Annotated in this window: 19 protein-coding genes; 6 read left to right on the top strand and 13 right to left on the bottom strand. The window is 62.9% G+C overall.

The window, feature by feature from the left end; genetic code table 11:
* Positions 1 to 67 precede the first annotated feature (67 nt).
* Positions 68 to 1,384 carry a PQQ-dependent sugar dehydrogenase gene (locus tag LOY45_RS20105; protein WP_115085742.1) on the top strand — a complete coding sequence of 439 codons (1,317 nt, stop codon included), beginning with the start codon at positions 68 to 70 and terminating at the stop codon, positions 1,382 to 1,384.
* Between the two features lie 247 nt (positions 1,385 to 1,631).
* Positions 1,632 to 2,561 carry an IS110 family RNA-guided transposase gene (locus tag LOY45_RS20110; RefSeq protein WP_258578251.1) on the top strand — a complete coding sequence of 310 codons (930 nt, stop codon included), beginning with the start codon at positions 1,632 to 1,634 and terminating at the stop codon, positions 2,559 to 2,561.
* Positions 2,562 to 2,612: 51 nt separating this feature from the next.
* Here the strand turns inward: LOY45_RS20110 and LOY45_RS20115 are convergent, their stop codons facing one another.
* The 6 genes from LOY45_RS20115 to LOY45_RS20140 all read right to left on the bottom strand — a co-directional run bounded on the left by LOY45_RS20115 (position 2,613) and on the right by LOY45_RS20140 (position 7,706).
* Positions 2,613 to 3,260, bottom strand: coding sequence for an O-methyltransferase (locus tag LOY45_RS20115; protein ID WP_258578252.1), 648 nt, complete (start codon positions 3,258 to 3,260; stop codon positions 2,613 to 2,615).
* Between the two features lie 17 nt (positions 3,261 to 3,277).
* Positions 3,278 to 3,811 (bottom strand): C40 family peptidase, encoded by a 534-nt coding sequence (locus LOY45_RS20120; protein WP_115085741.1) that lies wholly within the window; start codon positions 3,809 to 3,811, stop codon positions 3,278 to 3,280.
* A 134-nt stretch (positions 3,812 to 3,945) separates the two neighbouring features.
* Positions 3,946 to 4,581, bottom strand: a complete 636-nt coding sequence (locus tag LOY45_RS20125; protein WP_115085740.1) for a C40 family peptidase — start codon at positions 4,579 to 4,581, stop codon at positions 3,946 to 3,948.
* Between the two features lie 115 nt (positions 4,582 to 4,696).
* Complete coding sequence (hda, locus tag LOY45_RS20130) at positions 4,697 to 5,401, bottom strand: DnaA regulatory inactivator Hda (protein WP_010220358.1); 705 nt, start codon at positions 5,399 to 5,401, stop codon at positions 4,697 to 4,699.
* 157 nt (positions 5,402 to 5,558) lie between these two features.
* Complete coding sequence (locus LOY45_RS20135; RefSeq protein ID WP_115085739.1) at positions 5,559 to 6,632, bottom strand: AI-2E family transporter; 1,074 nt, start codon at positions 6,630 to 6,632, stop codon at positions 5,559 to 5,561.
* 24 nt (positions 6,633 to 6,656) lie between these two features.
* On the bottom strand, positions 6,657 to 7,706 hold the full coding sequence (locus LOY45_RS20140; protein WP_115085738.1) for a DUF2066 domain-containing protein: 1,050 nt from the start codon (positions 7,704 to 7,706) through the stop codon (positions 6,657 to 6,659).
* A gap of 346 nt (positions 7,707 to 8,052) precedes the next feature.
* Here LOY45_RS20140 and purM point away from each other — a divergent pair, with 346 nt between their 5' ends.
* The 4 genes from purM to LOY45_RS20160 all read left to right on the top strand — a co-directional run bounded on the left by purM (position 8,053) and on the right by LOY45_RS20160 (position 10,861).
* Complete coding sequence (gene purM / locus LOY45_RS20145; RefSeq protein ID WP_258578253.1) at positions 8,053 to 9,111, top strand: phosphoribosylformylglycinamidine cyclo-ligase; 1,059 nt, start codon at positions 8,053 to 8,055, stop codon at positions 9,109 to 9,111.
* Positions 9,111 to 9,764, top strand: coding sequence for a phosphoribosylglycinamide formyltransferase (purN, locus tag LOY45_RS20150; protein WP_115085736.1), 654 nt, complete (start codon positions 9,111 to 9,113; stop codon positions 9,762 to 9,764). The genes purM and purN overlap by 1 nt, the downstream gene beginning before the upstream one ends.
* Before the next feature lie 8 nt (positions 9,765 to 9,772).
* On the top strand, positions 9,773 to 10,483 hold the full coding sequence (locus tag LOY45_RS20155) for a DUF3108 domain-containing protein (RefSeq protein WP_115085735.1): 711 nt from the start codon (positions 9,773 to 9,775) through the stop codon (positions 10,481 to 10,483).
* Between the two features lie 195 nt (positions 10,484 to 10,678).
* Positions 10,679 to 10,861, top strand: coding sequence for a hypothetical protein (locus LOY45_RS20160; RefSeq protein ID WP_010220364.1), 183 nt, complete (start codon positions 10,679 to 10,681; stop codon positions 10,859 to 10,861).
* 45 nt (positions 10,862 to 10,906) lie between these two features.
* Here LOY45_RS20160 and LOY45_RS20165 read toward each other — a convergent pair whose 3' ends face one another.
* The 7 genes from LOY45_RS20165 to LOY45_RS20195 all read right to left on the bottom strand — a co-directional run bounded on the left by LOY45_RS20165 (position 10,907) and on the right by LOY45_RS20195 (position 19,273).
* A complete protein-coding gene (locus tag LOY45_RS20165) occupies positions 10,907 to 11,446 on the bottom strand; it encodes a DUF2058 domain-containing protein (RefSeq protein ID WP_258578256.1) in 540 nt (179 codons plus the stop codon).
* 23 nt (positions 11,447 to 11,469) lie between these two features.
* Complete coding sequence (gene mazG / locus LOY45_RS20170; protein WP_115085733.1) at positions 11,470 to 12,300, bottom strand: nucleoside triphosphate pyrophosphohydrolase; 831 nt, start codon at positions 12,298 to 12,300, stop codon at positions 11,470 to 11,472.
* A 101-nt stretch (positions 12,301 to 12,401) separates the two neighbouring features.
* On the bottom strand, positions 12,402 to 14,642 hold the full coding sequence (relA, locus tag LOY45_RS20175) for a GTP diphosphokinase (RefSeq protein WP_115085732.1): 2,241 nt from the start codon (positions 14,640 to 14,642) through the stop codon (positions 12,402 to 12,404).
* 99 nt (positions 14,643 to 14,741) lie between these two features.
* Entirely contained in the window at positions 14,742 to 16,100 is a 1,359-nt protein-coding gene (gene rlmD, locus LOY45_RS20180; RefSeq protein WP_115085731.1) for a 23S rRNA (uracil(1939)-C(5))-methyltransferase RlmD, read from the bottom strand.
* Positions 16,100 to 17,002, bottom strand: a complete 903-nt coding sequence (gene cysM / locus LOY45_RS20185) for a cysteine synthase CysM (RefSeq protein ID WP_115085730.1) — start codon at positions 17,000 to 17,002, stop codon at positions 16,100 to 16,102. Before cysM ends, rlmD begins: the two co-directional genes overlap by 1 nt.
* A 212-nt stretch (positions 17,003 to 17,214) precedes the next feature.
* On the bottom strand, positions 17,215 to 18,585 hold the full coding sequence (locus LOY45_RS20190) for a sensor histidine kinase (RefSeq protein ID WP_115085729.1): 1,371 nt from the start codon (positions 18,583 to 18,585) through the stop codon (positions 17,215 to 17,217).
* Complete coding sequence (locus LOY45_RS20195) at positions 18,557 to 19,273, bottom strand: response regulator transcription factor (RefSeq protein ID WP_115085728.1); 717 nt, start codon at positions 19,271 to 19,273, stop codon at positions 18,557 to 18,559. Before LOY45_RS20195 ends, LOY45_RS20190 begins: the two co-directional genes overlap by 29 nt.
* Positions 19,274 to 19,359 lie beyond the last annotated feature (86 nt).

Consider the following 19,359-nt stretch of genomic DNA (forward strand, 5'->3'; position numbering starts at 1 on the left):
CCAGGGAACCTCCCGCGCCTGATCCGCCTCTACTGGCAATAGCGGCCATCATCGCGAGGGAAACGACATGGGCATCAGCCGGATTGCACTGCTGCTGGCAGTGACTGCGGGATTAAGCGGGTGCGGCGAGAACGCGCGCCTGGAGGTCAGCGACGGGGTCGGCCCGTCGCCGCAATTGCCCGAACCCAACAAGACCCTGATTCCCACCGTCAACATCGCCCCGGCCATCGGCTGGCCCCGGGGTATGACGCCCAAGGCCGCGCCCGGCACTCAGGTGGCGGCCTTTGCCGAAGGCCTGGACCACCCGCGCTGGCTCTACGCCCTGCCCAATGGCGATATCCTGGTGGCCGAAACCAATGCCCCGCCCAAGCCCGATGACGGCAAGGGCATTCGCGGCTGGGTGATGGGCAAGGTCATGGACCGCGCCGGCGCCGGCGTCCCCAGCGCCAACCGCATCAGCCTGCTGCGCGACAGCGACCATGACGGCGTCGCGGAAACCCGCACGACCTTTATCGAGAACCTCAATTCTCCGTTTGGCATGGCCCTGGTTGGCAACGACTTCTACGTCGCCGACACCGATCGCCTGCTGCGCTTTCATTACGAATCCGGCGCCACCTCGATCAAGGGCCCGGGTACGCCGGTGGCTGATTTGCCGGGCGGCACACTGAACCATCACTGGACCAAGAACGTGATCGCCAGCCGTGACGGCAAGAAGCTCTACGTCACTGTCGGCTCCAACAGCAATGTCGGCGAGAACGGCATGGACCAGGAAAAAGGCCGTGCGGCGATCTGGGAAATCGACCCGGCCAGCGGCCAGCAGCGCATATTCGCCTCCGGCCTGCGCAACCCCAACGGCCTGGCCTGGGAACCCCATACCGGCCAGCTGTGGACCGCCGTCAACGAGCGCGACGAGATCGGCAGCGACCTGGTGCCCGACTACATTACCTCGGTCAAGGATGGCGGCTTCTACGGCTGGCCCTACAGCTACTACGGCCAGCACGTCGATCAGCGGGTCAACCCTTCTGATCCGAACCTGGTAGCCAGCGCCATTGCGCCGGACTATGCAGTGGGGCCGCACACGGCGTCGCTGGGCCTGACCTTTGCCGAGCAGGGCGTGCTACCGGCGCCTTTCGAGCAAGGCGCATTCATCGGCCAGCATGGCTCATGGAACCGCAAGCCGCACAGCGGCTACAAAGTGATCTTTGTGCCGTTCAGCACCGCAGGCAAACCTGCAGGCAAGCCAATTGACCTGCTGACCGGGTTCCTCAATGACGAGGGCAAGGCCATGGGCCGCCCGGTCGGGGTGATCAACGACCGGCGCGGAGGGTTGCTGGTGGCGGATGATGTGGGCAACAAGATCTGGCGGGTGAGCAAGGCCAAGTGACCTGGGGGCCGCTATGCGGCCCATCGCCGGCAAGGCCGGCTTGTGTCTTGAGGTAGGAATAGAATCAGAAGTGAGAGCGGTGAATGGCAAGCTGTACGCCGGTAGTGCTTAAAGCACGTGTGGGAGCAAAGCTGCCATTCACCTCTCCACTCTGGCCCGAGCCCGAACAGTTGATTGAGCGCCTCTCGAATCACAAGCGTGGGCCAAGCCAGAGCGCTCTCACAACTGAGTGTAAGAGGGTTCAGCCATGTTGTCTTCTGTTGGAATCGACACTGCCAAAGCCACTTTGGAAATCTGCATCAAACCTCAGAAAATCCGCTTCGAAGTGGCCAACAACTCCGCAGGCTTCGAGGCGTTGCTTGAGCGTCTGAAGGACTTCAATATCAGTCGAGTGCTGATCGAAGCGACAGGCGGCTACGAGAAAGATGTGTTGATCGCCCTGGCCTCAGCAGGACTGGAAACCATCTGCATCAACCCAGCCCGTGCCCGAAAATTCGCCGATGCCATGGGTAAAAAAGCCAAAACCGACAAGATCGACGCCGAAGTCCTTGCGGACTTCGCTGCACACCTCAGCGCCCCTCAAGGCCAACCGGTCAGCCCTGAACGCGAAGAGCTGCGCGAGTTGGTGAAGCAGCGCGCCCAATTTGTGCAGAGCCGTGATGACGACAAGCGGCGTCGCCAGCAATGTCGCTCGGCAACAGTGATGGCCCACTTCGATGAGCATATAGAGCAGCTGAAAGTGCTGATCAAACGCCTCGACGAAGAAATTGATCAGGCGATGGTGCAACTGGACGATACTAGGGCGCGTCAGTTATTGGCAGTGACCGGAATCGGTCGGGTAACCGCCGCAAATCTGCTCGCCTCACTGCCTGAACTGGGGCAGTTGGACCGCCGTCAGATCGCCGCGCTGGTGGGCGTAGCGCCTTACAACAACGATAGTGGTAGCCATCGAGGGCACCGCCAGATATGGGGTGGTCGGGCCCATGTAAGGCGAGTGCTGTACATGTCGAGCTGGATCATCATCCGTCACAACACAGAATTTAAAGCACGCTACGAAGCACTTCGGGCACGTGGCAAGTGCGCCAAGGTGGCACTCGTAGCTTACATGCGGGTGCTGATCGTCAGGCTGAATGCAATGCTGCGGGACAATACCCCTTGGCGAGAGCAAACAGCCTGATCAAGACAGTTGCTCCCACACAGATCGCATGCACCATTACCCAGCGCCCTCTCAGCGCTTGCGGCACAGGGTCAAGCCATCGCCAATCGGTAACATCGACAGGTCCACCCGCGGGTCATCCTTGAGTGTGAGGTTCAATGCCTGGATCGCCCGGGTGTCTTCGCTGTCCGGCGCTCCCTGCAGCACCCGCCCGCTCCACAAGGTGTTGTCGAACAGCACCAGCCCGCCAACCCGCAGCAAGCGCAGGGCCTGTTCCAGGTAGTGTGGATAGTTGGCCTTGTCGGCATCGATGAAGATCAGGTCGTAGCGCTCTGACGGCAGCGTCGCCAGGGTCTGCAGGGCGGGCGCCAGGCGTAGTTCAATGCGCTCGGCGACCCCGGCCTCCTGCCAGTAGCGCCAGGCCACGGCGTTGTAGCTGCCTTCAAGATCACAACAGAGCAACTGCCCGTGTTCCATGGCCTGGGCCATGCATAAGGCGCTGTAGCCGGTGAAGGTACCCACTTCAATCACCCGCTGCGCGCCGATCAGGCGTACCAGCAGTGCCAGCAGTTGCCCCTGTTCCGGTGCTACCTGCCAGCGCGCTTCGGGCATGGCCTGGGTTTCGGCACGCAAACGGGCAAGCAACGGCGTTTCGCGCAGCGACACGCTTTGCAGGTAGTGGTAGAGGGGGTCGTCGAGGTAGAGCGTCTGCGCGGTCATCATCTACCTCGCGAAGGTCAGGGGTTACGCGCCAGATGCGCTGGCTGCAGCACGCGCTTGGCATTCAGGTAGGTTTTTTGCCAGTAGCTGTTGGACAGGTAGTCCAGGCGCACCGTTCCGCCGGTGGCCGGGGCATGGACGAAGCGCCCCTCGCCGACATAGATGCCGGCATGGCTAACCTGCGAACCGCCATTGGTGGCAAAGAACACCAGGTCGCCGGACTGCAGGTCGGTGCGCTCGATGCTCGGCGCTCGGATGCCGATCATTTCCCGGGTCGAACGCGGCAGCGAAATACCGGCGGCATCGCGATAGACATAGCCAATCAGGCCGCTGCAATCGAAACCCGAATCCGGGGTGTTGCCGCCCCAGCGGTACGGCGTGCCAACCAGGCCCAGGGCGCGGAACAGCACGTCTTCGGCAACCGGGGAGAAATAGACTTGCGGGGCCATGACCGCAGGCTCGACCACTTTACGCGGGGCCGGGGCATGACTTGAGCATGCACCGAGCAGTGCTGCGAGGGAAAGTACAGCGAAGCGCGCCATCATCGCCATGGTCAGAACATCCTGTCTGAAGCCGCTTCGGCCAAGAGCCGAAAAGAGTTGAGAATTTAGATTAGACGCTTTCTGTAAACACGCACGGCGACGAGCTTTTCAGCTACGTCGCCGTGGTCAAACCTGTCGAAGGATCAGTTGCGCGAGAGGGTGGTCGCGGCCGGAGCCATGGCCAGTGCACGCTTGGCTTCGATGAAGGTCTTGCTCCAGTAGCGATCACCGAGCTTGTCGATGCGCACACCACCGCTGCGGCGGCTGCTGGAGTGGATGAACTGGTCGTCACCGAGGTAGATCCCGGCGTGACTGACGCGGCCGCGGCCATTGGTGCTGAAGAACAGCAGGTCGCCTGGCTTGAGGTTGTTACGGGCAACCAGCGGGGCCTTGACGTTGATCATTTCGCGGGTGGAGCGCGGCAGGTTGAGGCCAGCTTCTTCGCGGAACAGGTAGCCGATGAAGCCGCTGCAATCAAAGCCGGTGTTCTCGGAGGTACCGCCGAAACGGTAGCGGGTACCGATCAGCGACATGCCGCGCTCGAGAATGTTGTCGGCCAGGGCGGGCAGTTGGTAAGGCTTGCTGCTGGCGAAATCTTGCAGCTCTGCTTCGGTGTTCAGCTCTTCCTCGAACGTCGCCTGGACGGAGGACTTGGTCAAAACCTGAGCGGTAACCGGTTGCTGCTGAACCTGCTGCTGGGATACGGGACCGGTGGTCGCGCAACCAAAAAGCAGGGTCACGAGTGCGAGGGGCACGAGGGGTGCGAAGCGATTTAGCATGGGCACGACCGTGTCTGGGATTTAAAGAAGCCGAGACTATGCCTTCTATCGCATCGATTTGCAAATTCAATCGAAAAAAATGTGACTTTTATGTGCCGAGGCTCTAGCCCCTGCCTTACCAGCCCAAAGTTTCTTTCAAAAACGGGATGGTGAGTTTGCGCTGAGCCTGCAAAGAGGCCTGATCGAGGCGCTCGAGCAGGTCGAACAAAGCACTCATGCTGCGGGTACCACGCGTGAGGATGAAGTGCCCGACCTCATCGGTCAGGTGCAAACCACGGCGCGAAGCGCGCAGTTGCAGGGCGCGCAGCTTGTCTTCGTCCGACAGCGCACGCATCTGGAAGATCAGCGCCAGGGTCAGGCGCGACTTGAGGTCGGCGAGCTTGATCGGCAGTTCCCGGGGCGAGCTGGAGGCGGCGAGCAACAGGCGCCGGCCACTGTCGCGCAGGCGGTTGAAGAGGTGGAACATGGCCTCCTCCCACTCCGGCTTGCCGGCAATTACATGCAGGTCATCGAGGCACACCAGTTCGTACTGTTCGAGGTTGTCGAGCAGTTCGACGCCGCGGTCGAGCAATTGTGCCAGGGGCAGGTACACCGCCGGCTCACCCAGTTGCTCAAAGCGCAGGCAGGCGGCCTGCAGCAGGTGGGTACGGCCCACGCCTTGCTTGCCCCACAGGTAGATCAGGCTTTCGGTCCAGCCGGCGTCGGCTTCGCAGAGTCGCTCGACGTAGCCCAAAGCGGCGGCGTTGGCACCCGGATAGTAGTTGATGAAGGTGGCGTCATCACGCAGACGCACACCCAGGGGCAACTGGATCGGTTTCATGCTGGCTGGGCAGTTCCGGGGAACCGCAAGGGGCCTTTTGTGAAAAGTCTGCAAAGTTTATACCCGTGGCGCCAGTCGCACAATCGGCGCAGACCACAAGTAAAATCAAAGGCTTGCATTAGCGTCTAACGACCAATGCAAGCCAGGTGCTATCAAGCTACAGATCCGGGTCGATTTCACCGCCGTAAATATCCGACTCTTTATACAGGTCGTGGACATGGCGCAGCAGCACCATGATCACGGCCGCCACCGGCAAGGCCAGCAATACGCCGGTAAAGCCGAACATTTCACCACCGGCGAGAATCGCGAAAATCACCGCCACCGGGTGCAGGCCGATACGATCGCCCACCAGCAACGGCGTCAGCACCATGCCTTCGAGCGCCTGACCGACCATGAACACTGCTGCAATCCCGAGCAATGGGTAGGGGTCGCCACCAAACTGGAACAGCCCGGCAATCATCGCCGCGCCGATACCGATAATGAAACCCATGTACGGCACGATCGCCGCAAGGCCCGCCAGCAGGCCGATCAATAGGCCAAGCTCCAGGCCCACCAGCATCAGCCCCGAGGCATAGATGATGCCCAGGGCCAGCATCACCAGCAGCTGGCCACGGACGAAGGCGCCGAGCACCTCGTGACATTCCCCCGCGAGCGCCACCACCCGCTCCTCGCGCTGACGCGGCAGCAGGCTGCGGATTTTGGCCATCATCAGGTCCCAGTCGCGCAGCAGGTAGAAACTCACCACCGGGATCAACACCAGATTGGCCAGCCAGCCGAGCAGGGCCAGGCCCGAGGCGGTGGCCTGGGACAGGATGACCCCGACGATGTCGGTGGTCTGGCCCATGTGCTCGCTGATGGCCGCCTTGATCTTGTCGAACTTCCAGAAACCGTCGGCCAGACCCAGGCGCGCCTGTACCCAGGGCAGGGCCTGGTGCTGCAGCCAGTCGAGCATCTGCGGCGCCAGCTCGTACAGGCGCACCAGCTGCTTGGCCAGCATCGGCACCAGCACCAGCAGCAACAAGGTCAGCAACAAGGTGAACAGGGCGAAGACCACCACCACGCCCCAGGTGCGCGACAGGCCTGCGCGCTCCAGGCGGTCGACCAGCGGGTCGGCCAGGTAGGCCAGCAGGATGCCGACCAGAAAAGGCGAAAGAATCGGGTGCAGCCAGTAAAGCAAGGCGGCGCACAGTAGCGCCCCGCCTACCCATACCCAGCGACGTGTATCAGTCATGAACGGCTCCGGCCAGGTCAGGGGTTACCAACGAAAACGCAGCCCGTTGAAGGGTTGTGGGGCGGCGGCCTGGGTTGCCCCGGGATTGGCCGGATCGACGGCGGCAGGTGCCGCTGGCGCTTCGGGCGGCAGTTCCTGCAGTTTGGCCAGGCCCAGTTGCGCGCGCAGCTGATCGCTATTGCCGGTGACCTGGTAGGTCAGGGTGTCGCCCTGCACCACCTTGAGTCGCGCACCATAAGGTTCGAGCACCCGGCCCAGTTCGGCATAACGCTCCAGGGTCATGCCCTGGACCTGCACCTGCATTTCGCTGCTGGCGCCTGGACGGGCGACGAAACGCGGGGCCAGGCGATTGCTGACGGCAAGCATCACCGCATCGGCCAGGGCAGCCTGGTCAGCAGCCTCGACAGTGCCCTGCTCGCGCTGGTCACCCAGCCACAGGCGCCATTTGCCCTGCCACTTGCCATCGGCTTCGCTGGCGTGCACCGCCAGCAAGGCATCGGCGCCATAGCGCTCGGAAGCCTCACGCAGCGGCGCCGGGTCAGTGCCTTCAAGGTTCTTGCCGGTCGCCACCAGTTGCTCCTGCAAGTCTGCCAATGGCAGCCGCAATGGCAGCCCACGGTGCTGGGCTGCACGGCGCAGCGGTTCGGCGCTGCCCTGGCCGTCGCCGACCAGGCTCGAGCCCTCGGTGCTGTCGTTCAACCACCAGCCGAGGATCGACGGCCGGTTGTTGCCCCACAGGGCCAGGCCGGCCTGGCGCAAGGCGCGCTCGGTGCTGCCGGGATCGAAGTCGACCAGCACGGTTTCCGGCGGACCGGCCTCGAAACCGAACTGGCTGATGATCTGTTGCGGGTCTTTACGCAGCGCAGCCAGGCCCGGGCTTTGCGCGGCCTTGGCATCGCCGGTCAGGCGCAGCACCAGGGTCTCGAGGGCTTTTCCGGTGGCCTGGGTACGGGCTTCGGCGCCCTGGCCGTTGACCGGCTCGCGGACCTGATACAGGCCGGAGAGGGTTTCGGCCTGAGCCGAGAGGCCGAACAGGGCCAGACAGCCGGCGGCCAGGTAGTTACGCAAACGCATGGAGGATTCCTGTCCTGGTAATAAAGAAGCGAGGGCGACAAAAACGGACGCAGCTCAGACCGCAGCACCCGGTAAAACATTCAACCGCTGGCGGTAAATTCTGCCCATCGCCTTTGCTATACCTTATACAGCCTGCGCCGTGGCAACCAGTCGCGCACTGTTAAAGCGTATTTTTCGCAAGAATAAAGGCTCTGCCCGTCGGCCTGAGGATGGCCGCTACCGGGCAACCCTGATAAAATCGCGCGCCTTCGCAGACCGGCGACGGTCAGGCAGCCGGATTCCCTCCGCCTTGCCTGGCAGGTCACGGTCGATTCCCCTGAATCCCTCCCCCCTAAAGGCCTGGATCATGAGCAAGCAACCCTCCCTGAGCTACAAGGACGCCGGTGTAGACATCGACGCCGGTGAAGCATTGGTCGAACGCATCAAAGGCGTTGCCAAGCGCACGGCGCGCCCGGAAGTCATGGGCGGCCTGGGCGGTTTTGGCGCCCTCTGCGAGATCCCGGCCGGCTACAAGCAGCCGGTTCTGGTCTCCGGCACCGACGGCGTCGGCACCAAGCTGCGCCTGGCACTGAACCTGAACAAGCACGACAGCATCGGCCAGGACCTGGTCGCCATGTGCGTCAACGACCTGGTGGTCTGCGGTGCCGAGCCGCTGTTCTTCCTCGACTACTACGCCACTGGCAAACTCAATGTCGACGTTGCCGCCACCGTGGTTACCGGTATCGGCGCTGGCTGCGAACTGGCCGGCTGCTCCCTGGTTGGCGGTGAAACCGCTGAAATGCCAGGCATGTACGAAGGCGAAGACTACGACCTGGCCGGCTTCTGCGTCGGTGTGGTGGAAAAAGCCGAAATCATCGACGGCTCCAAGGTTGCCACCGGTGATGCGCTGATCGCCCTGCCATCGTCCGGCCCACACTCCAACGGCTACTCGCTGATCCGCAAGATCATCGAAGTCTCCGGTGCCGACATCGAAACCGTGCAGCTCGACGACAAGCCGCTGACCGAACTGCTGATGGCCCCGACCCGCATCTACGTCAAGCCACTGCTCAAGCTGATCAAGGACACCGGCGCGGTCAAGGCCATGGCCCACATCACCGGTGGCGGCCTGCTCGACAACATCCCGCGGGTACTGCCAAAAGGCGCCCAGGCCGTGGTTGACGTGGCCAGCTGGGAGCGCCCGGCGGTGTTCAACTGGCTGCAGCAGCAAGGCAACGTCGACGAGCACGAAATGCACCGTGTCCTCAACTGCGGCGTCGGCATGGTCATCTGCGTCGCCCAGGACCAGGTCGATAACGCCCTGAAGGTCCTGCGTGAAGCTGGCGAGCAGCCATGGGTCATCGGCCAGATCGGCGTCGCCGCCGAAGGCGCTGCCCAGGTCGAGCTGAAGAACGTCAAGGCACACTGATGCCGAGCAAGACCTGTGATGTCGTGGTGCTGTTGTCCGGCACCGGCAGCAACCTGCAAGCGTTGATCGACAGCACCCGCACCGGCGACAGCCCGGTGCGGATCTGCGCGGTCATCTCCAACCGCGCCGACGCCTATGGCCTGCAGCGTGCCAAAGACGCCGGCATCGCCACCGCCGTGCTCGACCACAAGGCCTTCGACGGCCGCGAGGCGTTCGACACGGCGCTGGTCGAGCTGATCGATGGCTACCAGCCGCAGCTGGTGGTGCTGGCCGGTTTCATGCGCATCCTCAGTGCCGGTTTTGTCCGTCACTACCAGGGCCGCCTGCTGAACATCCACCCTTCCCTGCTGCCCAAGTACAAAGGCCTGCACACTCATCAACGGGCGCTGGAAGCCGGTGATGCCGAGCATGGCTGCAGCGTGCACTTCGTCACCGAGGAACTCGACGGCGGGCCGCTGGTCGTACAGGCAGTAATACCGGTAGAGTTGGATGACACGCCAGAACGCCTGGCACAGCGGGTTCACAGCCAGGAACACCTGATCTATCCGCTGGCGGTGCGCTGGTTTGCCGAAGGCCGTTTGCGCCTGGGCGAACACGGTGCTCTACTGGATGGCCAGCCTCTGGCGGCCAGCGGCCACTTGATTCGACCCTAGGAGAAATTATGCGTCGCGCCCTGCTCTTCGCTCTCGCCGTGCTCGCGTTGCCGTTGCAGGCAGCCGATCTGAAGCCTTTCTCGGCCAGCTACACCGCCGACTGGAAGCAGTTGCCCATGAGCGGCACTGCCGAGCGCAGCCTGGAAAAGAACGCCAACGGTACCTGGAACCTCAATTTCAAGGCGTCGATGATGATCGCCAGCCTGATTGAGCAAAGTACCCTGACTCTGGACAAGGACACCCTGCTGCCAAAGACCTACCACTTCGAACGTGGCGGCCTGGGCAAAGCCAAGAAGGTTGACCTGGACTTCGACTGGACGACCAAGAAGATCACCGGTACTGACCGCGGCGACGCGATCAACCTGCCACTCAACCGCGGCGTGCTGGACAAGTCCACCTATCAACTGGCCCTGCAGCATGACGTGGCAGCGGGCAAGAAGAGCGTGAGCTACCAGGTGGTCGATGGCGACGAGATCGATACCTACGACTTCCGCGTCCTGGGCACCGAAAAAGTCACCACCAAGACTGGCCAGGTCGATGCCATCAAGGTCGAGCGCGTGCGCGACCCGAGCCAGAGCAAGCGCATCACCGAGCTGTGGTTCGCCAAGGACTGGGATTACCTGCTGGTGCAACTGCGCCAGGTCGAGACCGACGGCAAGGAGTACGTGATCGTGCTGCAGGACGGCACGGTCGATGGCAAGGCGGTCAAGGGCAACTGATAGCCCTGATTGCTGCTAGTAGCCGAAACCCCGCCTGGTGCGGGGTTTTTTATTGCCCTTGGCCAGTCAGCTCCCAAGAGCCTGCGCCTACGTGAAAGATGTTTCATGCGCCAGTCATTTACTTAGCCTGCTAACAAATTCTATAAAAGAGACCTGCGACACGGTGCCGCAGTTAACTGAAAGTGGAGTTTGCAGATGACTGTCAAAGTAACTGAGCGCGACGAAAGCAAAATGTCTCACGAAGGCCTGGCTGCAGGCGTGCGCATCTGGGATGTGCATCAGCAGGGCGAGCTGGTCGGCATGTTCCACAATGAACATGAGGCCCACAGCTACCGCATCGAGCTGGAATACCTCGAGACCAGACGGCAACAGCAATAACCCCTCCAGAAAAAACAAACCCCGCCGAAGCGGGGTTTGTCGTCATTACCACATCAGATCGTCAGGGATCACGTAGGCCGCGTACGGATCGTCGGCATCCGGCTCTTCTACCTGGGTGTTGAGCAGGACGATACGCTGCGGGTCGCGCTCCTGGATCTTCAGCGCCGCCTCACGGGGGATCACCTCGTAACCGCCTCCATGGGCAACGATGGCCAGCGAACCACTGCTCAGCTTGCTGCGCATCAGGGCGTTGACCGACAGGCGCTTGACCTTCTTGTCGTCGACGAAGTTGTAGTAGTCCTCGGTGGTCAGCTTGGGCAGGCGCGAGACCTCGATCAATTGCTTGACCTGGGCGGCGCGGGCCTTCTGCTCGGCCTTCTCCTGCTGCTGGCGGTTGAGCTCCTGGTCGCGCTTGGCCTTCTCGGCCATGGCTTCCTTGGCCATCCGCTGCTGGGTATCGTCGACCTCGACCTGGCCTTTGTGCTCCAGGCGCTTTTGTTTCTTCTGTTCTTTACTGACCTGCTTGACCTGTTTCTGGTTGACCAGACCGGCCTTGAGCAATTGGTCGCGAAGGGAAAGGCTCATCGTTCACTCACTTATGCAACAGCTCAGCCGCAGCTGGGCAGGTTCTTTTCCTGACGTTTGGCTTCGCCCCAGAGCGCATCCATGTCTTCGAGGGTGCAATCTTCAATCGGACGGCCTATGTCGCGCAATGCCTGTTCGATAAAACGGAAACGTCGCTCAAACTTTCTGTTGGCCCCGCGCAGGGCGTTTTCCGGGTCGACCTTCAGGTGCCGGGCCAGATTCACTGCGGCAAACAGCAGGTCACCGAGCTCGTCAGCCAGGGCCACGCTGTCATCGTCGGCCATGGCCTGGAGCACTTCATCGAGCTCTTCGCGGACCTTGTCCAGCACCGGCAAGGCATCCGGCCAGTCGAAACCGACCCGGGCCGCGCGCTTTTGCAGTTTGGCCGCCCGCGACAAGGCCGGCAACGCTGCCGGCACATCATCGAGCAACGACAACTGCTCGGGCTCGCCCTTCTCGGCGCGCTCCTGGGCCTTGATCTCGTCCCAGCGCTGCTTGACCTGGGTTTCGTCGAGCTTGGGTGTGTCGAGCGCGGCGTAGAGCTCGCCGGTGGGGAACACATGCGGGTGACGGCGGATCAGCTTGCGGGTGATGCTGTCGACCACGCCGTCGAATTCGAAACGGCCTTCTTCGCGCGCCAACTGGCTGTAGTAAACCACCTGGAACAGCAGGTCACCGAGTTCGCCCTGCAAGTGCTCGAAGTCGCTGCGCTCGATGGCGTCGGCGACTTCGTAGGCTTCTTCGAGGGTGTAGGGGACGATGGTCGCGTAGGTCTGCTTGAGGTCCCACGGGCAGCCATACTGCGGGTCGCGCAGGCGGGCCATGAGGTGGAGCAGGTCGTCTAGGGTGTACATCAAAAGGCTCTCTCAGGTCTGGCCTCATCGCTGGCAAGCCAGCTCCCACAGGATCGGAGCAACCTGTTTCCTGTGGGAGCCGGCTTGCCGGCGATAGGGCCTCAAGGCGTACGGTTACGCCGCGTCTCGATGATGTTCGGCAGTTGCGAAATCCGCCCCAGCAAGCGCCCGAGGGCATCCAGGCCAGGAATCTCGATGGTCAGCGACATCAATGCGGTGTTGTCTTCCTTGTTCGAGCGGGTGTTGACCGCCAGCACGTTGATCCGCTCGTTGAGCAAGACCTGGGAGACGTCTCGCAGCAAGCCCGGACGGTCGTAGGCACGGATGATGATATCCACCGGATAGGTCTGTACCGGCACCGGGCCCCAGCTGACCTGGATGATCCGCTCCGGCTCGCGCCCGGCCAGTTGCAGCACCGAGGCGCAGTCCTGGCGGTGGATGGTGACGCCGCGGCCCTGGGTGATGTAACCGACGATCGCATCGCCCGGCAGCGGCTGGCAGCAACCGGCCATCTGCGTGAGCAGGTTGCCGACGCCCTGGATCTGAATGTCGCCACGCTTGCCCGGCTTGTAGCCGGTAGCCTTGCGCGGTACCAACTCGACATGATCGCTGCGCTCCGGCTCCACCAGTTGCTGCGCGGCGTTGACCAGGTGCGCCAGGCGCAGGTCACCGGCACCCAGCGAGGCGAACATGTCCTCGGCAGCGCGCAGGTTGGCTTTTTCCGCCAGGCGTTCGAAGTCGACCTGCGGCAAGCCCAGGCGGTTGAGTTCGCGTTCGAGCAGGGTCTTGCCGGCGGCGACGTTCTGGTCGCGAGCCTGCAGCTTGAACCAGTGGACGATCTTCGCCCGCGCCCGCGAGGTGGTGACGTAGCCCAGGTTCGAGTTCAGCCAGTCGCGGCTGGGGTTGCCGTGCTTGCTGGTGATGATCTCGACCTGCTCACCGGTCTGCAGGCTGTAGTTGAGCGGCACGATACGGCCGTTGATCTTCGCCCCGCGGCAGTTGTGGCCGATCTCGGTGTGCACCCGGTAGGCGAAGTCCAGCGGCGTGGCGCCCTTGGGCAGGTCGATGGCGTGACCATCCGGGGTGAACACATAGACCCGGTCCGGCTCGATATCGACCCGCAGCTGTTCGGCCAGGCCACCGATATCGCCCAGCTCTTCGTGCCATTCCAGCACCTGGCGCAACCAGGAGATTTTCTCTTCGTAGTGGTTGGAGCTGGATTTGACGTCGGTGCCCTTGTAGCGCCAGTGCGCGCAGACGCCGAGCTCGGCCTCTTCGTGCATGGCGTGGGTGCGGATCTGCACCTCGAGGACCTTGCCCTCCGGACCGATCACCGCCGTGTGCAACGAGCGGTAGCCGTTTTCCTTGGGGTTGGCGATGTAGTCGTCGAACTCTTTGGGGATATGCCGCCACAGGGTGTGCACGATGCCCAGCGCGGTGTAGCAGTCGCGCATTTCCGGGACCAGCACGCGCACCGCGCGCACGTCGTAGATCTGGCTGAATTCCAGACCCTTGCGCTGCATTTTGCGCCAGATCGAATAGATGTGCTTGGCCCGGCCGCTGATATCGGCGTTGACCCCGGTGGCCAGCAGCTCGTTCTGCAGCTGGTTCATCACGTCGCTGATGAAGCGCTCGCGGTCCAGCCGGCGCTCGTGCAGAAGCTTGGCGATCTGCTTGTACTGATCGGGTTCGAGGTAGCGGAAGGACAGGTCTTCCAGCTCCCACTTGATATGACCGATGCCCAGGCGATGGGCCAGCGGCGCATAGATATCGAACACTTCGCGGGCGACGCGGTTGCGTTTCTCGTCGTCGGCGCCCTTGACCGCGCGAATCGCGCAGGTGCGTTCGGCTAGCTTGATCAGCGCCACACGGACGTCGTCAACCATGGCCACGAGCATCTTGCGCAGGTTCTCGACCTGCGCCTGCGAGCCCAGCACCAGCGACTGGCGCGGGCTGAGGCTGGCGCTGATGGCGGCCATGCGCAGCACGCCGTCGATCAGCTTGGAGACTACCGGGCCAAAGCGCTGGCCGACTTCAGCCAGGGTCACCTTGCCTTCGCGTACGGCGCGGTAGATGACCGCGGCGACCAGCGAGTCCTGGTCGAGCTTGAGGTCGGCAAGGATTTCGGCGATTTCCAGGCCGGCCTGGAAACTCGACGTACCATCGGCCCAGGAATGCTTGGCCGGGTTGCCCTTCTTCTCGATGTCCTGGGCGAACTCGCAAGCGGCCTTGAGGGCCTCCCGGTCCAGCGCCAGGTCGACGCTCACCACATGATCCAGCCATGCTTCGAGATTGATACTGCCGTCGGTGTTGACCGGCTGGTGCACTCTCACCTGTACCATCTTTGTTTACCTTTCCCTACAGCGCATTCGCGATGCGCTTGAAATCACTGGTGCTGCCCCTGCCGGACCCAAGGTGCAGCGCCGAACGCGTCAGCCTGGCTAACCCGCTTCGAATAACGCCATGGCTTCGACATGCGCCGTCTGAGGAAACATGTCGAGAATCCCGGCACTTTTTAACCGGTAACCCTGCCTGACCAGTTCGACGGTGTCGCGGGCCAGGGTCGCCGGGTTGCACGATACATAAACAAGACGTTTTGCGCCGAGGTCTGCGATTTTTCGCACAACCTCGAATGCACCGTCACGCGGTGGGTCCAAGAGTACCGCAGAAAAGCCTCCTGCGGCCCAGCCCGACGCCGCCAAAGGCTGCGATAAATCGGCCTGAAAAAACTGCGTGTTATGCAAATTGTTACTACGAGCATTGGCTGCCGCCCGCTCGACCATCGCCTGCACCCCTTCCACCGCCACCACTTCCCGCGCCTGCCGGGCCAGCGGCAGGGCAAAGTTGCCCAGACCGCAGAACAGGTCGAGCACGCGTTCATCGGCTTGCGGCGCCAACCAGGCCAAGGCCTGCTCGATCATCGCGGTGTTGACCTGGGCGTTGACCTGGACGAAATCGCCGGGCCGGTACGCCAATTCAAGGTTCCAGGGTTCAAGACGAAAACCGAGGCTCTGACCCGCATCCACCGGTGAAGGTTCACCCTCGCCTTGTAACCACAGCTGTACACCCGCCTGCGCGCAGAACGCCTGCAGGCGCGCCAGGTCGCCGTCCCCCAAGGGCCCGGTATGACGCAACAGCAGCGCCAGCGCGGTACCGCTGAACAGCTCGACGTGGCCAACCACCTGCGGTTTGCTCAAGCTGCGCAAGAGCGTGGGCAGGTGACGCATGATCGACTGCAAGGGTTGTACCAGCACCGGGCAGTCGTCGATGGCGACGATGTCCTGGCTGGCTTCGGCGCGAAATCCGACGTCGAGATGTTTCGCCTTGTTGTCCCAACGCACCGCAACCCGTGCCCGGCGCCGGTAGCCGAACTCCGGCCCGGTCAGCGGCGCAGCCCAGTGCTCGGGCTGCACGCCCGCGACCCGCTGCAACTGTTCGGCCAGCAGGCGTTGCTTGAGCGCCAGTTGATCGGCATGAGGCAAGTGCTGCAGGTTGCAGCCGCCACAGCGGTCGAAGTGCTTGCACGGGGCCTCGCGGCGCGCCGGGCTGGCATTGAACACCCGCTCCAGGCGGGCCTCGACCACCTTGCCGTGGGTATTGAGTACCCGCGCTTCGACCTCTTCCTCGGCCAGGGCGCCACTGACGAACCAGGTGCGACCGTCGAGAAAGGCAATGCCACGGCCGTCGCCAGCGAGGCGCTCGATGCTCAGGCGCTGTTTCTTGCCGGTGGGGATCTGTGGCGCGCGGGTGCCACCGGCCGGCTGAAAGCGCAGGCCGCTGTTACGTTTGTTCTTGGACATCAGTTCACTGAATCGAAAATGCCGGTCGACAGGTAACGGTCGCCACGGTCGCAAATGATCGCCACCATCACGGCGTTTTCCAGCTCGCGGGACAGCCGCAGCATGGCTGCCACTGCACCACCGGAGGACACGCCACAGAAAATGCCCTCTTCGCGGGCTAACCGGCGGGTGGTTTCTTCGGCTTCGCTCTGGGCCATGTCGACCACGCGGTCAACGCGCTCGGACTGGTAGATCTTCGGCAGGTATTCCTGCGGCCAGCGGCGGATGCCGGGGATGGCCGAGCCTTCCATCGGCTGCAGGCCGACGATCTGCACCGCCGGGTTCTGCTCCTTGAGGTAGCGCGAGCAGCCCATGATGGTGCCGGTCGTGCCCATGGAGCTGATGAAATGGGTAATGGTGCCCTGGGTCTGGCGCCAGATTTCCGGGCCGGTGCTCACATAGTGGGCTTCAGGGTTGTCGACATTGCCGAACTGGTCAAGCACCAGTCCACGGCCTTCGGCCTGCAGGCGGTCGGCCAGGTCGCGGGCACCTTCCATGCCCTCTTCCTTGCTGACCAGGATCAGTTCGGCACCGTAGGCGGTCATCGCCGCCTTGCGCTCGGCACTGGAATTGTCGGGCATGATCAGGATCATCTTGTAACCCTTGATCGCCGCCGCCATGGCCAGAGCGATGCCGGTGTTGCCCGAGGTCGCTTCGATCAGGGTGTCACCCGACTTGATCTGCCCACGCAGTTCGGCGCGGGTGATCATCGACAGCGCCGGCCGGTCCTTGACCGAGCCTGCCGGGTTGTTGCCTTCGAGCTTGAGCAGGAGGGTATTGCTGGTTTCGCCGGCAATGCGCTGCAGGCGGACCAGAGGCGTGTTGCCGACGCAATCGGCGATGGTTGGGTACTGCAAGGTCATGGCGTATTCGCAATCCAGACTGCGGGGGCGCCTATCATACCGGCAAACGGGATTTGCCCATATCACGCAATGTGTTGGGGTTATAGCTGCAAGCTATAAGCAAGAGTTTACGGCCCTCTCGCTGGCAAGCCAGCTCCCACAGTGGATTTGCATGCCCCTAGTACCTGTGGGAGCCGGACTTGCCGGCGATGGGCCGCGAAGCGGCCCCAGGATCACACCGCCGGCAGTTGCATGTTCAGCCGCAGGCCCTGGCCGGTGTTTTGCGCCCACAGACGCCCGCCCTGGCGGACGATGGCATTGCGGGCAATGCTCAGGCCCAGCCCGAAGCCACCATCGCCCGGGCGCGAACCGTCCAGCCGGGTAAAGGGCGCGAAAATACGCTCAAGCTCACTTTCCGCTACCCCACCGCCCTGGTCTTCCAGCCAGATCAGCCAGTCATCGCCCTGACGCCGCCCGTCCAGGCGAATCACGCCACCGGCTGACGAATGCCGAATGGCATTACGCAAAATGTTTTCCAGGGCCTGGGCCAGGCTGTTGAGGTTACCCTGCACCCAGCACGAGGCGTCCAGCGCACAGTGCAGTTGCGCCCCGGGCCAGGCACTTTCGTAGCAGGCATCCTCAGCCAGCATCTCCCACAGAGCCTGGACCTGGATCGGCTCCTTGCTCATCGGCGCCCGCTCGGTGTCGAGCCAGGCCAGCTGCAGTGCATCCTCGACCAGGCGCTGCATGCAGTCGATTTCGCGGCCCAGGCGCTCGCGCAGCTGGCCGGCATCAGCCTCGCTGTCGCAAGCCACGCGCAAGCGGCTCAAGGGCGTGCGCAGTTCGTGGGAAAGGTCGCGCAACAGCTGCTGTTGCAGGGCCACCGTGCCCTGCAGGCGTTCGGCCATGTCATCGAAGGCGCGGCCCAGCTCGCCCAGTTCGTCCTGGCGGCTGGTGGTGCTGCTGGCGACCCGTGCCGAGAGCTGATCGGCGCGCCAGGCATTGGCCTGCTCTCGCAACTGGATCAACGGCACAATCAGCATGCGGTACAGGCCGACACATAGCAGCAAGGTAAACAGCCCGGGGATGATGCCGTTGGTCACTACTCGCCACAGTACCCGGTACTGCCCCGGCGCCAGACGTTGCGGCAGCTCCATGACCAGGGTGCCCAGGTGCGGCTGCTGCGGGAAAGGCAAGCGCATCCACGGCATGCCGATCGAGCGCGGGCTCACCGGCCAGTCGATTCCGCGCAGGAAGGTCAGGCGCCGGCTTTCAACCTCGTTGAGCGGCGTGCTGCTCAACGACTGCAGGTCCGGGCCTATCACCCCGACCCAGCCGGGCTCCTGTTCGCGAACTGCCGCCAGCCAGGCGTCGATACCTGCCTGCCCTCCTCGCGACCAGGCCTGCTCGGCCTCGCCGGCATAGCCTTGCAGGGTGGTTTTGGCCACCTCGGACAGAAAGGCATTCTGGGTTTCCATATGCCGGCCCCAGGTCCAGCTCAGGCCGATCATCAACAGGCAGAAGCCGACCAGCAGGATGGCCAGTTTCCAGAACAATGAATGACGGTTCGGCACTTCAGTTGACCTCGGCGCCGCTAAGCACATAACCCTTGCCCCACACCGTGCGCACCTCGCGCTCGAGGTAACCGATGGCCTTGAGCTTGCGGCGGATCTGGCTGACATGCATGTCCAGGCTGCGATCGTGGCGGGCATAGCCGCGCTGCAACACTTGCTGGTAAAGGAAGGCCTTGCTCAGCACCTCTTCATCGCTGCGGTGCAGGGTGTCGAGCAGGCGGTACTCGCTGAGGGTCAGCCCCGCCCACTGCTCGCCATAACAGACATCGCACGCCTCTTCATCGAAGCGCAGTTCCCCGGCCTGTACCTGTACGGGTTGTTGATGGCGCCGCTCCAGCGCCACCCGGCGCAGGATCGCCTCGATGCGCACCTGCAGCTCGATCATGCTGAAGGGCTTGGGCAGGTAGTCATCGGCACCGCGCTGGAAGCCGGTGATGCGGTCGGCCTCGGCGCCCAGCGCAGACATCAGGATCACCGGCGTCGAGCTGCTCTGGCGCAGCTGCGCCAGCACATCCAGGCCGTTGAGGCCGGGCAGCAGGATGTCCATCAGCACCACGTCAAAGCAGCTGTTTTGCGCGACCTGCAGGCCATCGCGGCCATTCTGGCACCAGGTGACCTTGAAGCCGCCGCGTTGCAGCTCCTCACGCAGGTACGCACCCAGGACCGGATCGTCCTCGATGGCAAGGATGTTGGAGGTGCTAATAGATACAGGAGTCATTGGCTGATGCTAGCAATTCTCAATCACGCGATTATTGGTTATTCACTGCGTGCAGGCAACCAGGGCTGGACCAAAGCCCCGGTTAT

The sequence above is a fragment of the Pseudomonas wadenswilerensis genome (genome assembly GCF_024749185.1).
GTDB classification, from domain to species: Bacteria; Pseudomonadota; Gammaproteobacteria; order Pseudomonadales; family Pseudomonadaceae; genus Aquipseudomonas; species Aquipseudomonas wadenswilerensis.